16 protein-coding genes are annotated in these 16,108 nt (G+C 73.5%); 6 read left to right on the top strand and 10 right to left on the bottom strand.

The genetic code is table 11. From position 1 onward, the window contains the following. The first annotated feature begins 59 nt into the window (after positions 1 to 59). A complete protein-coding gene (locus LQ327_RS28345) occupies positions 60 to 1,154 on the top strand; it encodes an alpha/beta fold hydrolase (protein WP_372460768.1) in 1,095 nt (364 codons plus the stop codon). Between the two features lie 15 nt (positions 1,155 to 1,169). Here the strand turns inward: LQ327_RS28345 and LQ327_RS28340 are convergent, their stop codons facing one another. Beyond that, complete coding sequence (locus tag LQ327_RS28340) at positions 1,170 to 1,550, bottom strand: hypothetical protein (RefSeq protein ID WP_230739205.1); 381 nt, start codon at positions 1,548 to 1,550, stop codon at positions 1,170 to 1,172. 255 nt (positions 1,551 to 1,805) lie between these two features. Beyond that, on the bottom strand, positions 1,806 to 2,048 hold the full coding sequence (locus LQ327_RS28335; protein WP_230739203.1) for a hypothetical protein: 243 nt from the start codon (positions 2,046 to 2,048) through the stop codon (positions 1,806 to 1,808). 121 nt (positions 2,049 to 2,169) lie between these two features. On the opposite strand from LQ327_RS28335, the gene LQ327_RS28330 reads away from it, so the two are divergent. After that, on the top strand, positions 2,170 to 4,278 hold the full coding sequence (locus LQ327_RS28330) for a prolyl oligopeptidase family serine peptidase (RefSeq protein ID WP_230739200.1): 2,109 nt from the start codon (positions 2,170 to 2,172) through the stop codon (positions 4,276 to 4,278). Positions 4,279 to 4,281: 3 nt separating this feature from the next. On the opposite strand, the gene LQ327_RS28325 is transcribed toward LQ327_RS28330, so the two are convergent. Genes LQ327_RS28325 through LQ327_RS28295 form a run of 7 tightly spaced genes read right to left on the bottom strand, consistent with a single transcriptional unit; the run spans position 4,282 to position 10,312 of the window. Further along, on the bottom strand, positions 4,282 to 4,668 hold the full coding sequence (locus LQ327_RS28325) for a DUF3037 domain-containing protein (protein WP_230739304.1): 387 nt from the start codon (positions 4,666 to 4,668) through the stop codon (positions 4,282 to 4,284). Beyond that, positions 4,656 to 5,408 (bottom strand): HipA family kinase, encoded by a 753-nt coding sequence (locus LQ327_RS28320; RefSeq protein WP_230739313.1) that lies wholly within the window; start codon positions 5,406 to 5,408, stop codon positions 4,656 to 4,658. The genes LQ327_RS28325 and LQ327_RS28320 overlap by 13 nt, the downstream gene beginning before the upstream one ends. Before the next feature lie 13 nt (positions 5,409 to 5,421). After that, positions 5,422 to 5,922, bottom strand: a complete 501-nt coding sequence (locus LQ327_RS28315; RefSeq protein ID WP_230739198.1) for a GNAT family N-acetyltransferase — start codon at positions 5,920 to 5,922, stop codon at positions 5,422 to 5,424. Positions 5,923 to 5,960: 38 nt separating this feature from the next. Continuing rightward, positions 5,961 to 8,051, bottom strand: a complete 2,091-nt coding sequence (locus tag LQ327_RS28310) for an alpha/beta fold hydrolase (RefSeq protein ID WP_230739195.1) — start codon at positions 8,049 to 8,051, stop codon at positions 5,961 to 5,963. 10 nt (positions 8,052 to 8,061) lie between these two features. Next, complete coding sequence (locus LQ327_RS28305; RefSeq protein WP_230739193.1) at positions 8,062 to 9,453, bottom strand: sensor histidine kinase; 1,392 nt, start codon at positions 9,451 to 9,453, stop codon at positions 8,062 to 8,064. Then, on the bottom strand, positions 9,450 to 10,115 hold the full coding sequence (locus tag LQ327_RS28300; protein ID WP_230739302.1) for a response regulator transcription factor: 666 nt from the start codon (positions 10,113 to 10,115) through the stop codon (positions 9,450 to 9,452). Before LQ327_RS28300 ends, LQ327_RS28305 begins: the two co-directional genes overlap by 4 nt. Positions 10,116 to 10,165: 50 nt before the next feature. Further along, positions 10,166 to 10,312, bottom strand: a complete 147-nt coding sequence (locus tag LQ327_RS28295) for a hypothetical protein (RefSeq protein WP_230739192.1) — start codon at positions 10,310 to 10,312, stop codon at positions 10,166 to 10,168. 145 nt (positions 10,313 to 10,457) lie between these two features. On the opposite strand from LQ327_RS28295, the gene LQ327_RS28290 reads away from it, so the two are divergent. The 4 genes from LQ327_RS28290 to LQ327_RS28275 all read left to right on the top strand — a co-directional run bounded on the left by LQ327_RS28290 (position 10,458) and on the right by LQ327_RS28275 (position 13,961). After that, positions 10,458 to 11,516 (top strand): LolA family protein, encoded by a 1,059-nt coding sequence (locus LQ327_RS28290; protein ID WP_230739191.1) that lies wholly within the window; start codon positions 10,458 to 10,460, stop codon positions 11,514 to 11,516. Between the two features lie 26 nt (positions 11,517 to 11,542). After that, positions 11,543 to 12,487, top strand: coding sequence for an ABC transporter ATP-binding protein (locus LQ327_RS28285; RefSeq protein WP_230739300.1), 945 nt, complete (start codon positions 11,543 to 11,545; stop codon positions 12,485 to 12,487). Continuing rightward, entirely contained in the window at positions 12,484 to 13,341 is an 858-nt protein-coding gene (locus tag LQ327_RS28280) for an ABC transporter permease (protein ID WP_230739190.1), read from the top strand. Before LQ327_RS28285 ends, LQ327_RS28280 begins: the two co-directional genes overlap by 4 nt. A gap of 212 nt (positions 13,342 to 13,553) precedes the next feature. Continuing rightward, positions 13,554 to 13,961, top strand: a complete 408-nt coding sequence (locus tag LQ327_RS28275) for a VOC family protein (RefSeq protein WP_230739189.1) — start codon at positions 13,554 to 13,556, stop codon at positions 13,959 to 13,961. A gap of 71 nt (positions 13,962 to 14,032) precedes the next feature. Here the strand turns inward: LQ327_RS28275 and LQ327_RS28270 are convergent, their stop codons facing one another. Continuing rightward, positions 14,033 to 15,733, bottom strand: coding sequence for a site-specific integrase (locus LQ327_RS28270; RefSeq protein ID WP_230739188.1), 1,701 nt, complete (start codon positions 15,731 to 15,733; stop codon positions 14,033 to 14,035). Positions 15,734 to 16,108: the final 375 nt, after the last annotated feature.

Genomic DNA, 16,108 nt, shown 5'->3' with positions numbered 1-16,108 from the left:
GCTCGATCTTCCGGTTGCCGCGATCCGCGAGCTTCGTGCCGGGACGAGAGGAGCCAGGAGTGCTGGGACTGCTACGGGCGACGTACGCCCTGCTCGGTCCTGTCCGTCCGGGACGGGGAGGTCCACCGGCCCCGGGTCCGGTGCTGCGCAACGTGCCCGGCGAACGCTGGGCCCTGCAGTACCGCACCGTGCACGGGTACCGGCGAGCCTTCCGCATGGCGGGCTCCGGCCCGGTCCTGCTGCTGATCCACGGGATCGGCGACGACTCGTCGACCTGGGGCCCGATCCTCGACGACCTCGCGCATGACTTCACCGTGCTCGCCCCCGACCTCCTCGGCCACGGCGGCTCCGACAAGCCCCGCGGCGACTACTCGATCGGCGCCTACGCGAACGGGATGCGCGACCTGCTCTCGGTCCTCGACATCGACCGCGCGAGCCTCGTCGGGCACTCCCTCGGCGGCGGCGTCGCGATGCAATTCGCCTACCAGTACCCGGAGCGCACCGAGCGGCTCGTGCTCGTCGGCGCGGGCGGCGTCTCGCAGGGAGTGACCCCCGCACTACGGGCCGCGTCGCTGCCGTTCGCCGACCTCATCCTGCCGATCCTCAGCTGGCCCGGCGTCCGCTTCCAGACCGAGCTGCTCCTGCGGTTCGCCCAGCAGCTCGACACCAACCTCGGCCGCGACGCGGAGGACTTCGTCCGCCTCGTCGACGCCCTGCCCGACGCCACCAGCCGCGCCGCCTTCCTGCGGACGCTGCGTGCGGTCGTGGACTGGCGCGGTCAGGTGGTGACGATGCTCGACCGCTGCTACCTCACCGCCGGCATGCCGACGCTGCTCGTGTGGGGCGCCGACGACATGATCGTCCCCGTCGAGCACGGCCGCACCGCGCACGCCGCGATGCCGGAGAGCCGCCTCGAGGTCTTCGAGCGGGCGGGACACTTCCCGTTCCACTCCCACCCGGAGCGCTTCATCGCGGTCCTGCGCGAGTTCCTGGCCACCACAGAGCCCGCCCACTGGAGCCCCGCCGAGTGGCGGAACCTCCTGCGGACCGGTCGGAGTGAACGAACCGCCCGCGCGGTCCGGACCGCGGCGCCGGACGACGCACCACCCGCACCACGGACGAACGGGACACTGATCGGCCACGCCGGTCGGTGAGATCCTGGCCCGGCGTCAGCCGTCGGAGGTGAGTTGCCCGGCCCGCTGGAAGGAGACGCCGAGCAGCTTGCCGATGTCGCGCAGTGAGAGCCCTGCCCGCTTCAACTCGGTCGCGGCCGCCCGGGCCTCGGCGGCGGCGGCCTTCCGGGCCTCGGCCTCCTGCTCGCGCAAACTCGCTACGCGCGCCAGGTGCTCTCGAGCGGAACCCGGCAGCTGGATGTCGATCTCGAGGTCGATGCTGTCCGGTTCGATGTGACGCAAGGTCGCGATCAGGTCGCGAGCCATCGTCTCGATCTCGGCGACGTTGCGAGCCTGGGTGTACTGGCCGAGCTCAGCAACGTGGACCAGCCAGAAGCGGTCGTTGTCGCGCGTTGCCCGGGCCGTGTAGGTCGTCATTTTCGCCACCAGCCCCTCCCGAGCTTCGCTTCGCACTGCTTGTAGATCTCCCGGGTCAGCCCCTCGCCGAGCTCAGCGTGGCGCGGAATCGGGATCGTGACCCCGTCGAGCCCGTACAAAGAGTGATTCGCTCCCTGACGAAGCAGGGTCCAGGACAGGCCCTGGCGTTTGGCCTCCTGTCGAATCCGCTTCTCCAGGGTCCTTGCCCTGGTCATGTTTGTCTATCCAGGGATAGACGCACGGATCTATACCGCACTAGACGCCCGAAGCGCCACATATCAACACCGCATCGATCGGTCGTGGCCCGGCTCGGCTGGTGTAGGTGTGCCCGGTCGGGGTGGTGGTCCGGATCTGCTCGAACAGAGCGATCCGATCGACCCGCGCTGCGTCCGACACCGCCGCGTCCTCAGCACGGGCGAGTTCCCCGAGGCGCCCGAGCAGCGCGGTCAGCTCGGCGCTGACCGCGTCACCCGTCTCACACGCATCGTTCGAACGCATGTTCGAGAGACTAGCAAGACCCCCCGACGACGAAGCCCGAACCGGACGACCGGCCCCGACCGCCTCACCCGACGGCGCGGCTCGTCGGCACCCGGTCAGGACAGTTGGGCAGACTGGGCGGGTGACCTCCACGCCTGTGACCACCGAGACGAGCACCGACGACCCGTACCTCTGGCTCGAGGACGTCACCGGCGACGAGGCCCTGTCCTGGGTCCGGGAGCGCAACGGCGAGAGCCTCGGTGCCCTCGCCGACGGCAAGCGGTTCACGGCCCTGCGCGACGGCCTGCGGGCGGTCCTCGACTCCGACGACCGCATCGCCTACACCCGTCGTCGGGGGGACCTGCTCTACAACTTCTGGCAGGACGCCGAGCACGCGCGCGGCCTGTGGCGGCGGACCACCCTGGACTCGTACCGGACCGGCGACCCGGACTGGGAACTGCTGCTCGACGTCGACGCGCTCGCCGCCGAGGAGGAGGAGAACTGGGTCTGGGCCGGCGCCGCGGCCCGCTGGCCGGACTACACCCGCGCGCTCGTCCAGCTCTCCCGCGGCGGCGCCGACGCGACGGTCGTCCGGGAGTTCGACCTCACGACGAAGCGCTTCCTCACCGCCGACGACGGCGGGTTCGCGCTCCCCGAGGCCAAGAGCCGGATCTCGTGGATCGACGACGACACCGTGTTCGTCGGCACCGACCTCGGACCGGGCTCGCTGACGACGTCGGGCTACCCGCGGGTGATGCGGCGCTGGACCAGAGGCACCGAAGTAACCGACGCCCCCGTCGTGTTCGAGGCCGACGAGACCGACGTGTCGGCCTTCGCCGGGCACGACCACACCGTCGGCTTCGAGCGCGACATCGTCGGCCGCAGCCCCGACTTCCACACCGCCGAGGAATTCGTGCTGCGCCCCGACGGCGGCCGCGTCCTCGTCGACGTCCCGCCCGACGCGGACACCGAGATCGAGCGCGCCTGGCTACTGGTGCGCACGCGCTCGGCGTGGACGGTCACCGGCACCGAGTACCCGGCCGGGACGCTGCTCGCGTTCGGCATCGAGGACTACCTCACCGGGGGCCGCGAGCACACCGTGCTGTTCGAGCCCACCGCCAGCCGCTCGCTCTCGGGCTGGGCCTGGACGCAGCACCACCTGATCCTCACCCTGCTCGAGGACGTGGCGACGCGCCTCGAGGTCCTGACCCCGCCGTCCGGGCCCGAGCACGCCACCCCGGGCGAGTGGAGCCGGCGCGAACTGCCGGCCGCCGACGACTTCTCCGTGGTCGGCGTGATGGGGGTCGACCCCGACCAGAGCGACGAGGTCTTCCTCGACACCGACGGCTTCACCCGGCCGTCGACGTTCGTGCGCACCGAGATCGGGGACACCGCCGCGCAGGACGCCCCGCTGGAGACGCTGCGCTCGGCGCCGGCGTTCTTCGACGCCGCCGGGATCACCGTGCGGCAGTTCTTCGCGACGTCCGACGACGGCACCGAGGTGCCGTACTTCGTCGTCGGGAAGGAGCGTTCGACGCCGGGTCCGGTGCTGATGACGGGCTACGGCGGCTTCGAGATCTCCCGGACGCCCGCGTACTCCGGGGTGATGGGCCGCGGCTGGATCGAGACGTCCCCGGAGCAGGGGTGGGACGGCGGCACGTACGTCGTCGCGAACATCCGCGGCGGTGGCGAGTACGGGCCGGAGTGGCACACCTCGGCGCTGCGCGAGCACCGCCACCGCGCCTACGAGGACTTCGCCGCGGTGGCGCGCGACCTCGTCGACCGCGAGATCACGACGCCGGGGCAGCTCGCCATCCACGGCGGGTCCAACGGCGGGCTGCTCATGGGCGTGATGATCACGCGGTACCCGGAGCTGTTCGGGGCCGTCGTCGTGATGGTGCCGCTGCTGGACATGCGGCGGTTCCACCTGCTGCTCGCCGGGGCGTCGTGGATGGCCGAGTACGGCGACCCCGACGACCCCGACGACTGGGCCTTCATCTCGCAGTACTCGCCGTACCAGAAGCTCGACAAGGACTCGTCGTACCCGGCGATCCTCGTGACGACCTCGACCCGCGACGACCGCGTGCACCCCGGGCACGCGCGGAAGTTCGTCGCGCGGCTGCGGGAGTACGGGCACCCGGTGGAGTACTACGAGAACGTCGAGGGCGGGCACGGCGGCGCGGCCGACAACGCGCAGCGGGCCTTCCAGTGGGCGCTCGTCCTGGAGTTCTGCCGCCGCCAGGTGGGCTGACGCTCAGACGAGCCGCGCCAGCAACCGTTCGACCTCGGTCTCGGGATCGTCGGTCAGCCCGGTGTGCACGGGACCGGGCTGCACCACGGTCGACCGCGGCGCGGTGAGCCACCGGAAGCGCTCGCCGGCCGAGAGCACCCCCGCCGGGCCCTCCCCGGCGACGGTGCGCTCCCAGGCCGCGACCGCGGTCGCGACCTCCTCGACGTCGAGGTCGGGCGCCAGCGCCGCGAGCCGTGCGGTGTCGAGCGCAAGCCGGATCGTCAGGTGCACCTCGTGGCGACAGTAGAGGAGCACCCCGACGTTGACGCACTCGCCGCGGTCGACCCGGGGCACGACCCGCAGCGCCGCCCATTCATAGGTGTTCCGCTCGGCCCCGGTCACGGCACCCACGTCCGATCCGCCAGCCGCGCCAGCAGGTGCTCGACGTAGGCCGCCCGGGCCGCGGACACCGAGGAGAAGAACGCGTCCTCGGCGAGCCACTCCTCCGGGACCTCGGCGACGACCGCCTCGAGCACCGACCGCGTCACCGCCGCCGCCATCTCTTCGTCGGCCGACGCTCGCGCGGCCGTCGTCGTGAACGGCAGGAGGACGTGGTCGGACGCGTCGTAGGCCCGCCCGACGACGCCGTCCGCGCGCGCCCACGAGTGGTGGAAGTAGAGGCAGGCGCCGTGGTCGATGCTCCAGAGCTCCCGATGCCAGCGCAGCAGGTTGGGGTTGCGCCAGGTGCGGTCGACGTTCTCGACGAGGGCGTCGAACCACAGGATCCGCGCCGCCTCGTCGGCGGGCACGGTGTGCGCGACGGGGTCGAACCCGATCGCCCCGGGCAGGAAGTCCATCCCGAGATTCGGCCCGCCGGAGCGGGCGAGCAGCTCCTGCACCTCCCAGTCGGGCTCGGCGCGCGCGACCACGGGGTCCAGATCCACGACGACGAGCTCCGGCACCCGCAGCCCCAGCGCCCGGCCGAGCCCGCCGGCCACGACCTCGGCGACGAGCGCCTTCACGCCCTGCCCGGCGCCGGTGAACTTCACGATGTAGGTGCCGAGGTCGTCGGCCTCCACGACCCCGGGCAGCGACCCGCCCTCGCGCAGTGGCGTGACGTAGCGGGTCGCGGTGACGCGCTGCAGTGTCACAGCAGAGCCGGCGTCACAGGAGGTCCAGCGCGTACCAGACCTGGGCGTGGGGGTTGTCGTTGTACGGCTCGACCTCGACGAACCCCGCGCGCTCGTAGAGCGTGCGGGCCTCGATCAGATCCGCCCGCGAGTCGAGCACCAGCCGCGCGCAGCCCGCCTCCCGGGCCAGGCGCACGACCTCGTCGAGCAGCAGCTTCCCGACGCCGAGCCCGCGCACCTCGTGCGCGCTCCACATCCGCTTGATCTCGGCCGCGTCGGGCGGCACCCCGGGACCGCGCCAGCGGAGTCCGACGCAGCCGACGGCGGCCCCGCCGTCCTCGACGGCGACGACGAACGTGCCGTCCGGCGGGACGAGCCCGTCGTCCGGGCTCTCCACCCCGAAGGCCTCGACCTCGTCCTCGGTGGCGGGCCGACCGTGCATCCGGCCGATGACGTCGTGGAGGTAACCGCGCAGCGCACCGAGACCCGGCTCCACGTCGGGACGGGCCTCACGCAGGACGATCGTCGCGCTCACGGGGGACATTGTGACCTCCGGCGAGATCCGGGACGTCGTCAGTACCCCGCCCCGGAGAGCATCTCGGTGATGACCTCGCCGATCCGCGTCGTGTCCTCCTTGCGCAGCCCGAACATCGCGAAGTGACCCGCCGGGGTGTCGATCACGCGCAGCTCACCGTGCGGCAGCAGGCCGGCCTCGACCTCGCAGTCCTCGACCGGGAAGAAGTTGTCGCCGCCGAACGGCACCACGAAGAAGTGCCCGGTGATCTTGCTGAGCGCCGCGGGCAGGAACCCGTGGCCGTGCGGCGAGATGTCCCCGGCCCACCACTTGGCCGCCTGGGCGACGAGGTTGTTCGGGTCCATCGGGGCGAAGTAGCCGCGGATGAAGTGCTGGCGGAAGTCGTTCGCGCTCGCGTACCCGAGCCCGCGCCAGTGCTCGCCGCGGTACCACTCGTGTGTGAAGCCCTCCAGCGAGAACGCGAGGGCGTGGCGGGTGAGCCCGAGCCGGACCTCGGAGGAGTCGGCGTAGAAGCCGCCCGCGAACGCCGGGTCCGAGCGGAGCAGTTCCATGTGCAGGTCGATGAAGACCTGGTTGTGCGCCGGGGTCTTCGCCGTTCCCGCGAACGCCGCCGCCCGCGGCACCATGCCCGGGAACCGCGCGGCCCACTCGTAGGTCTGCTGGGCGCCCATCGACCACCCGAGCACGGCGTGCAGCCGCTCCGCCCCGAAGTGCTCGGTGACCAGGCGGTGCTGGGCGACGACGTCGTCGACGATCGAGACGGCCGGGAACTGGCCGCGGTCGAAGGGCGGCGGCGTGTTCGACGGCGAGGACGACATCCCGCCGCCGAACTGGCCGGGGCAGACGACGAAGTACTTCTCGGTGTCGACGGGCAGGCCCGGCCCGATGTAGGCGTCGAGCGACGACGGCGTCCCCGAGTACATGTGCGGGAACAGGACGAGGTTGTCCTTCGCCGCGTTCAACGTGCCGTGGGTGCGGTACGCGAGCACGGCGGACGGCAGCGTGTAGCCCGAGGTGAGGACGAAGGGCCCCAGGTCGAAGTACTCGTGCTCGCCCTGCCGGCCGTGGGAGTAGTAGCCCTGGCCGTCGGTGCCGGTCATCGCACGCGCCCTCCGCCTCGACTGGATCGGTCGCCGAGCGTATCGGCGGCGCCGCGTCACGGTCGTGTCAGGGAACCCGGACGCCCACCCGGTGCGCCGCGTTCCGGGCGCCGCTCGCGGGCTGGGTCCGCCCGGCGGCGTCGGTGGCGGACGCGGCGAGCACGTGCTCGCCCGGCCCGAGGGCGACGCGCGCCCGGAAGCCCTGCCACGCCGGCGCGTCCGTCGTCCGGGGTCGAGCTCGGCCGCCGTCGGGGTCCCGTCGACGGTGACGACGACGGCGGTCACCGGATCGACGCTCCACGCCCAGCCGGTGACGACGACGTCGGGCCCGACCGCGGCGCCCTCGGCCGGGACGGTGATCGCAGCGTTGACGTCGAGGTCCCGGACCGGCACCGGCTCGCCGTCGGGACCCGGTCGCAGGTAGAGCCGCGTGGTGAACAGGTGCTCGGGGCGGTGGTCCGCGAGCGTCAGCCGGGTGAGCCACTTGACGCTGTTGGTGCCGAAGTAGCCGGGCACCACGAGGCGCAGCGGTCCGCCGCGGTCGGTCGCGAGCGGGGTGTCGTCGACCGCGTACGCCACCAGCGCCCGGTCCGCGACGACGTCGAGTGGGAGGTCCTTGAGGTAGTCGTCCGCCGCGATGCCCCCGAACTCGCCGTGGTCGGCGCCGCGCGCCCAGAGCGTGTCGGCCTCGTCGAGCGGTCCGGCGAGCGCGAGGACGTCCCGCAGTCGCGCGCCGGTCCACACGAGATTCGCGACCCGTCGCACCGGGACGCCGGGCTCGAGCGGGTTGCCGAAGCACTCGTGCACCGACTCCACGCGGTGCGCGGGGAGGGCGCGGACGTCGGCCGGGGTCAGTCGCACCTCGGTCGCGACGAGTCCGCCGACGACGACCGGCCGGTCCGGCTCCGCGACGGCGAGGCCGAAGTGGGCGATCACGAAGGCATGCTCGAGGGGCGTGACGCGGTCCGTCAGGCGTTCCGGGGGCACGAGGCGGCGCACGGCGGTCGCCGGATCCATCGTCGCGCGCACCCGGGTCAGCCTAGGTCGCCGCCGGCCACCGGACGGCCAGCCGCGCGCCGCCGTCCGGGGAACACCCGGCGCGCACCGTCCCGCCGCGCCCCTCGACGAGCCGCGCCACGAGCGCCAGCCCGAGACCCGCGCCGGGGGCACCGGTGGTCGCGTCGAGCCGGGTGAAGCGGTCGAACACCCGCTCGCGGTCGGCCGGCGGGATGCCGGGGCCGTCGTCGTCGACGAGCAGCCGCACCCACCGCCCCGCGGGCACCGCCGACACGTGCACCACCGAGCGGGCGTGCCGGTGGGCGTTGGCGAGCAGGTTGTCCAGGACCAGCCCGACCTCGGGGTCGGTGGCGGCCGCGCGGACCGGGACGGGCACCCAGACGGTGGTGGCGACGGTGGTGCCGGGCGCGCGGGCGACGGCCTCCCCGAGCGCCTCGGCGAGATCCACCGGCGTGGGGTCGCCCGGCGTGGCGCCCTCCGCCCGGGCGAGCGCGAGGAGGTCGGCGACGAGATCGGTGAGCCGTTCGGCGTCGCGCGCGACGCCGCGCCAGGCCGCCCGGTCCTCCTCCGACGAGTCCGGCGACGGGTGCGCGACCGCGACCTCGGCCTGCGCCCGCAGCGACGCGATCGGCGAGCGGAGCTCGTGGGCGGCGTCGTCGGAGAAGCGCCGGAGCCGGTCGACGGCGTCGTCGCGGCGGGCCAGCAGGGCGTTGATCTCGACGGCGAGGGCGGCGATCTCGTCGGCGGCGACCGGTACCGGGAGGCGCTCCCCCGGGCCGGTGTCCGCGGCGGCCGCCCGCATCCGGTCGACCGGGCGCAGTGCCGCGCGGGTCGCGATCCACGCCGCCCCGGTGAGCGCCGCCGCCGCGAGCAGCACGCCCGGGATGAACCAGCCGGCGGCGTCGCGGAGGAGCACGACCGACCCGAGCAGATCCCGGGTGGCCACCACCAGCCGCGGCGATCCGTCGGGCAGCGTCACCGGCACCGCCACCCACCGGCTGAGCCCGCCGGGACCGCCGACCGTCACGGGCACGCCGGCGACGAGGCCGCGCACCGCGGCCGGGTCGAGCGGGACGGGGCCGCGGCCGTCGGTCGGGGTGCCCGCGACGTCGACAACCCGGACCCCGGGCGGGGTCGGCGTCCCCGCGACGACCGCGGCGCCCGCCGACTGCGCCCGGTCGCGCAGCTCCCCGTCGCCGGCTGCGACCACGGCGGTCAGCAGCAGGCCCGCCCCGAGCCGGACGAGCGCGGTGAGCACGACGACGGCGACGAGCGCGACGACCAGCGTGATCCGCGTCCGCAGCCCGCGGCGGGCCCACCAGCCGCGGAGGCCTCGCCGCTGTTCTGAGCGAGGGGGCCCTTCGCTCGATCCAGCCGACCGAAGGGGCCCTTCGCTCGAATCGGGAGTGCTCACGCCGGCACGAGGTCGAGCCGGTACCCGCGCCCGCGGACCGTCGTGACGAGCTCCCCCGCCCCGGCCGCCGCGAGCTTGCGGCGCAGGTAGCCGACGTAGACCTCGACGACGTTGGGCGCGGCCGCGCCCTCGCCCCACACCGCGGTCAGCAGTTCGTCCTTGGTGACGGTCTCGCCCTGCCGCGTCGCGAGCACGTGCAGCACGCCGGTCTCCCGGTTCGACAGCTCGATCTCGCGGCCCTCCCAGCTCGCCGTCCCCGCCCCCGGGTCGACGGTGAGCGCGCCGAGCACCACCCGGGCCGGCGCCGGACCCCGTCGGCGCAGCAGCGCGCGGAGCTGCGCCACCAGCACGACGAACGAGAACGGTTTGACGACGTAGCCGTCCGCGCCGAGATCGAGCCCGTCGGCCTGGTCGACCTCGCCGTCCTTCGCCGAGAGCAGCAGCACCGGGGTCTCGACGCCACCGGCACGCAGCCGCTCGAGCACGCGGTAGCCGGACAGCCCGGGCAGCACGACGTCGAGCACGACGACGTCGAACGCGCCGGTCTCGGCCTGTGCGAGGCCGGTCGGGCCGTCGCCCACCGCGACGACCTCCATGCCCTCGGCGCCGAGCCCGCGGATCAGCGCCGCGCGCACCCCCGGTTCGTCGTCGACGACCAGCACACGGGGCACGCCCCCGAAGGTAGCGCCGAGCCCGCCGTGACGGTCGGCCGTCAGAGCACCGGGACCGGCGACAGCACCACGGCCATCATCAGGACGGCGATCACGACCCCGGCCAGGACGCACTGTGCGCCGTAGCCGAATCGGTGATCCCCCTCGCGTTCGCGCGCCCTGGCCGTCGTCCCCCGTGTTTCCCCCACGTGAGGGATCGTCACAGCCGGGGACGCGCCGCGGGATCTTGCCGCGCCGCACGTCCGGGTGACACCCACAGGAACCCCACGACCGTGATCAGCGGGCGCGGACGACGCTGTGGGTCTCTCAGGAAGTTCCGCCCAGGATGGAGCCATGAGCAGGCGAGGGCGCTGGGGCGCCGGGCTGGCGGGGATCGTGGTGGCCGGGGCGGTCGCCGTCGGGGTGGCGGTGGCACCGACCGCGGCGGCCGCACCGCCGCTGCCGCCCGTGACGCCGGAGGCGCTCGCCGCCTCGGTGATCACCGCGAAGCCCGGCCCGATGAACGGCACGGTCACCGTCGACAACGAGCTCGGCCTGCCCGCCATCCCGCAGGTGCCGCAGCTGGGGAACGGCACGTCGACGGTGCGGGTGTGGTCGAACGGGGACGGGAAGGGCCGGGCGGCGATCCCCTCGCCCGACGGCGAGCGCACGCTCGTCTCGGACGGCACGACGCGCTGGTCCTACGACTCGACCGACCGCACCGTGACGAAGGCCCCGGCGCACCCGGCGAACGCGCCGGCGCACCCGGGTCGGCCCGGCGGTGTCGACCCGCAGACCGACCCGTCCGGGGCGGCCACGCAGATGATCGCCGACCTGCGGAAGACGAGCACCGTCACCGTCGACGGCACGACCGACGTCGCGGGCCGCTCCGCGTACCAGCTGGTGCTCACCCCGCTACCGACCGAGCGCACCCTGCTGCGCGAGGTCCGCGTCGCCGTCGACGCCGAGAAGCGCATCCCGCTGCAGCTCACGGTCCTGGCGACCGGCTCGCCGCAACCGGCGCTGACCGTCGGGTTCTCCGACATCACGTTCGGGCCGCAGGACCAGTCGCTGTTCACGTTCACCCCGCCGCCCGGGACGGCCGTCAAGGACGCGCCGGCTCGTGGCCCGGGTGGCCAGAGTGGTCCCCCGCAGGGTGCCCAGGCGCCCAAGGTCGTCGGTGACGGGTGGGACCGCGTCATCGTGGCGCAGAAGCCCGCGACCCGGCCGAACCCGAACCGCGACGAGGGCGACGCCCCCGACCTCTCCGCGCTCGGCACCCCGGTCAGCGGACCGTGGGGTCAGGGCCGTCTCATCAGCACCGCCGTCGCGACCGCGATCGTCACGAACGACGGCCGCATCGCCGCCGGGGCGGTGCCCGAGCAGGTGCTCTCCGAGGCGCTCGGCCGGTGACCACGGCACCTGGGACGCTCGACGTCGTGCCGTTCCCCGACGGGCCCACCCCCGACGACCAGCCCGCGCCCGCCGCCCGGGTGCGGGGCCTGCGCAAGACGTTCGGCCGCGTCGTCGCGGTCGACGGCGTCGACCTGGACCTGCCGTCGGGCGCGATCGTCGGGATGCTCGGGCCGAACGGCTCCGGGAAGACGACGCTGATCCGGATGCTGCTCGGGCTGACCCGGCCGACCGCGGGGCACGTCGAGCTGCTCGGCCGGACCGGCGACGACCTCCCGGCCGCCCTGCCCGACGTCGGGGCGCTCGTCGAGGGCCCGGGGTTCCACCCGTTCCTCTCCGGACGCGACAACCTGCGTCGGGCCGCGGCCACCGAGCCGCGACTGGCCGGCGACCTCGGGGCACCGGTCGACGCGGCGCTCGAGCGGGTGGGCCTGACCGAGGCCGCCCGGCGCCGCTACCGCGGCTACTCGCTCGGGATGAAGCAGCGCCTCGGCCTGGCCGCCGCGCTGCTCGTCCCGCGCCGGCTCGTCGTGCTCGACGAGCCCACCAACGGCCTCGACCCCGCGGGCACCCGCGACGTCCGCCGGGTCATCGCAGAGCTGCACGACGCCGGCACGACGGTGCTGCTCTCCTCCCACCTGCTCGCCGAGGTGGAGGCGGTGTGCACCCACGTCGCGGTCCTCCAGCGGGGCTCGCTGCTGGTCTCCGGGGAGCTGTCGGGGCTGCTCGACGCGGGCGCGGGCGAGCTCGTCGTCACGACCGACGATCCCGACGCGGCCCTGGACGCCCTGCGGGCCGCGGGTGCCGGGCCGTATCTGCGCGACGGCGGGGTCGTGGTCCCGTCGGGTCCGCTGGAACCGCCCGACGTCGTGTCGGCGCTGGTGCACTGGGGGGTCGGGGTGTGGGAGGTGCACCGGCGACGCGCCCACCTCGAGGAGCTCTTCGCCCGGCTGACGGAGGAGGACGCGTGACCACGACCGCCGACACACCGGTGACGACCCGCACCCACGCCCCGCTCGGTCGGCTGCTCGGCGCGGAACTGCGGTGGGTGCTGCGCCGGCCGCGCACGCTGGTGGTGCTCGGCCTGCTCGCGCTCGTGCCGCTGGCGATCGCGATCGGGGTCGCGACGGCGGGCGGGCCGCCGTCCGGGCGCGGTCCCGGGCTCGTCGCCGAGATCGCGGGCAACGGCTTCGTGCTGCCCGTCGTCGCCCTCGGGCTGGCGCTCGCGCTGCTGCTGCCGCTGGCCGTCGCCCAGGCCGCCGCCGACGCGATCGCGGGCGAGGCGGCGACCGGCACGCTGCGCGGACTGCTGCTCGCCCCGGTCGGGCGGGTGCGGCTGGTGGTCATGAAGTCCGCCGGAGTCGTCATGGTGGCCGTGCTCGCGGTGCTGCTCATCGCAGTGGTCGGGATGGTGGCCGGAACGGTCGTGGTCGGCGGCGCGCAGGGCACGCTGGTCACGCTCTCGGGCACCACGCTCGGGGTGGGCGAGGCGCTCGGGCGGATCGCGCTGGTCGCGGTGTGGACGGTCGGGCAGCTGCTCGCCGTCGGCGCGGTGGCGCTGGCGATCTCGACGCTCACCGAGCACCCGCTCGTCGTGCTGGCGTCGGTGCTGGGCGGCCTCATCGTGTTCGGGGTGCTGTCCGCGATCCCGTCGCTGGAGTGGCTGCAGCCGGTGCTGCTGACGACCGGCTTCAGCGCGGGCACCGACGTGCTGCGCGATCCGCTGCCGTTCGACAACCTGTGGTCGTCGACGATCCGCGCGCTGGTCTACATCGCGATCGGGCTGGTGGTCACCGTCGTACGGATGCGCCGCCGCGACGCTTGACGGGGGTGGGTTCCGTCGGCGGGAGCGCGACAGGCACACCACGCAGGAATTCCAGCGCCCTGGCATGCCTCGCGTGCCCCTGATCAGCACGGATCCGCTCGTTCATCGGGACGACCCCGAACGGTCCTTGAGGAAGATCACGGGGTCCCACTACCGTACTGTGGTAACCGATCCGGACAATTCCGACCGGTCCCTACAGCCCGGAGGAGCGTATGAGCACCCCGACCGACGCGCCGACCAGCGTCACCAGCATCGGCGTCGTCATGTTCACCGTCTCGGACGTGGACGCCGCCATCTCGTTCTACCGCGACCGGCTCGGCTGGGACGTCCGCAGCGACACGACGTTCGGCGAGAACGGCGAGAACCGGTGGGTGGAGGTGGCACCGCCCGGGTCGGTGGCGCGGCTCGCGCTGAACCCGCCGATGTACGACGAGCCGGGCGGCAGCTCGATCGGCGTCGAGACCACCGATGTCGTCGGCGAGCACCGGCGGCTCACCGCGATCGGCGGCGTCGACCTCGAGCCCGAGCCGATGCGGACGCCCGGCGCGCCGTTGATGTTCATGTTGCGCGACCCCGACCAGAACGTCGTCGTCGTGGTCGAGGCCCCGCCGGCGAGCTGAGCTCGACCGGCCCGGAGGTGGGGAGAGCCGTCGCGGCCCTCCCCACCCGGGGCGATACTGGTGCAGGGCACCTATTCCGAACCTGCGGTAAGCATCGGTCGTGCGGCCACGAAGTCGTGCCAGTCGCGCGCGGCGAGCTGGGACCAGCGTGCGGCGGTGTTGTGGTGCAGCCCGACGAGGTCTGCCAGGACAGCCGACGGGAGTTGCGCGGCGAGTGAGATCAGGGCCGCGTTGCGGGCTGGTCGGGTATGCAGGCCGAAGCGGGCGAGCTTGACGTTGAAGCCTTCGGCGCTCAGAGGAGCGCCTGGGACGAGCCCGGGGAAGAGCCACCGCCGGGCGCCGGGGCGAGTCGGGTAGCGGGAGCGTCCGGAGCCGGCTTCGGCGAGGCGACTGAGCATGTCGGCGAGCTTGGGTGGAAGCAGGAGGCGGTGGGCGCCGACGATGAGGTGGGTGCGTTCGTCGGAGTGATGCTCGAGGTGGTCCGCGGTCAGGCTCCGGATTCGGATCAGCGGGAGTCCGTAGAGGAGGATCAGGGCCCCCGCAGCGCGAGTGTCGAGCGGTGGGGTCGTGTCGTTGAAGCACCGCTCGAGCAACCGCCAACGCTCCCCTTCCTCGAGCATCGCTTCCGGCTGTTGCCGTGGTGGGAATGGGACCCGCAGCTCCTTGGTGAGGCGGTGGGATCGAGCCCAGGCGAGGAAGGAGCGAATCTCGCGGGCTTGGGATGTGCCCTGGGTCAGCCAGCGATCGATGGTCGCCTGGTCGAGTTCGGCGAGGTCGAGTTGCAGGGTGTCGAGCCAGGCGAGGAATTCGTGAGCAACACGGACCTTGGCTCGGAGGTGGTGACCTGCCCTGGCTTGATAGCGGCGTCGGGCCGCGGCTCGGCGGGCGCGGCGTAGCACGAACCAATGGACGAAGGGGCGGATCAGGCGGGCGTGGTCGGGCTGGTCGGCGAGGAAGGTCTCGAGCCAGGGCCGGATGCGTTCGAGCTCCTCATTGCGGGCGGGGAGGACGCCAGCGTCGACGAGCAGTGCGCGCAGAAACGTCTCAGCCCGGTTCTGGGGCAGGGTGTCAAGGTAGTTGTGGGTGACAACGTCCTCGCGACGGGCGAGATCCCGCAGTAGTTGTGCGGCGTCGCTTCGCATAAGCCAGGCGATTTGGCCGTTGGGGCGGTCGGCGGCAAGCAGCAGCTCTCGGACGGGTTGTAGCTGCGGGTTCGGTGTGCCGTTGGGACCGGCGAGCAGGTCGTCGACCCGCTCGTGGAGCTCGCATCGGGCGCACTTCTCGTCGGAGTAGTGGCGGCCCGGGCGCTTGCAGGTGCGGCAGCGTGGGTCGAGCGTGCTGCCGGCGCAGGGCCCGCAGAGGGGACCGTGGTCGTCGCGTCCGATCAGGACGCGGAGCTCGTGACAACTCGCGCAGTGTTCGGGGTGATCGTGCAGCTTGATGTGGCAGGTGTTGCAGACCGGCCCGAGTGGGAGATGCGCGTGGACTGGGCGGGAGCGGCCGCAGCGCGAGCAGGCGCGTGGGACGCGGGCGCAGCTTCGGCAGATCCACTCGCCGGTGGCGTCGCGGTGGCCGGAACGGTCGCGACCGCATTGGCTGCAGGTGGCGGTGGCTCTGGTGGCGGGGTTGCAGCTCTCGCAGAGGTCGGGCTCGCCGTTCTTGCCGCGGCGGGACACGATCCGAACGCGGTTGCAGCGTCCGCAGCGCGCGCGGGGTCGGTGGTCGCGGCGGTAGCAGTTGACGCAGAGGGGCCCGTCGTCGCCGACGAACACGACCCGGCCGGTTCGTCCGCATCCGACGCAGCAGCGCTGGGGCGGAGTCCAGCAGCGGGAGCAGAGGGCGCCGCCGTCGTCGGTGCGGGAGGCGACGGGGCGGTCGCGGGCGCAGCGAGCGCATGTCTCGATCCGCTCGGGATCAACGCGGTAGCACGGGTAGCAGATCGGGCCCTCTGGTCGGCGGGCGGCGATGCGGGTGTCGAGTCGCCCGCAGCGTGCGCAGTCGCCGCGGTAGTTCCTTCCCGCGCATGCCGGGCAGATCCGACCGTTGGCACCAAGTCGGGGCAGGTCCGCGGTCTGCTTGCTGCAGTCTGTGCATCGGGGCAGGGCGACCGGATGGCCAGCCGTGGCGAGCACGCCCAAGACCCGCAT

The sequence above is a fragment of the Actinomycetospora endophytica genome, from assembly GCF_021026375.1.
Taxonomy (GTDB): domain Bacteria; phylum Actinomycetota; class Actinomycetes; order Mycobacteriales; family Pseudonocardiaceae; genus Actinomycetospora; species Actinomycetospora endophytica.
Note: the sequence above shows the minus strand (reverse complement) of the source record. Positions and strands in the feature narration are given on the sequence as shown.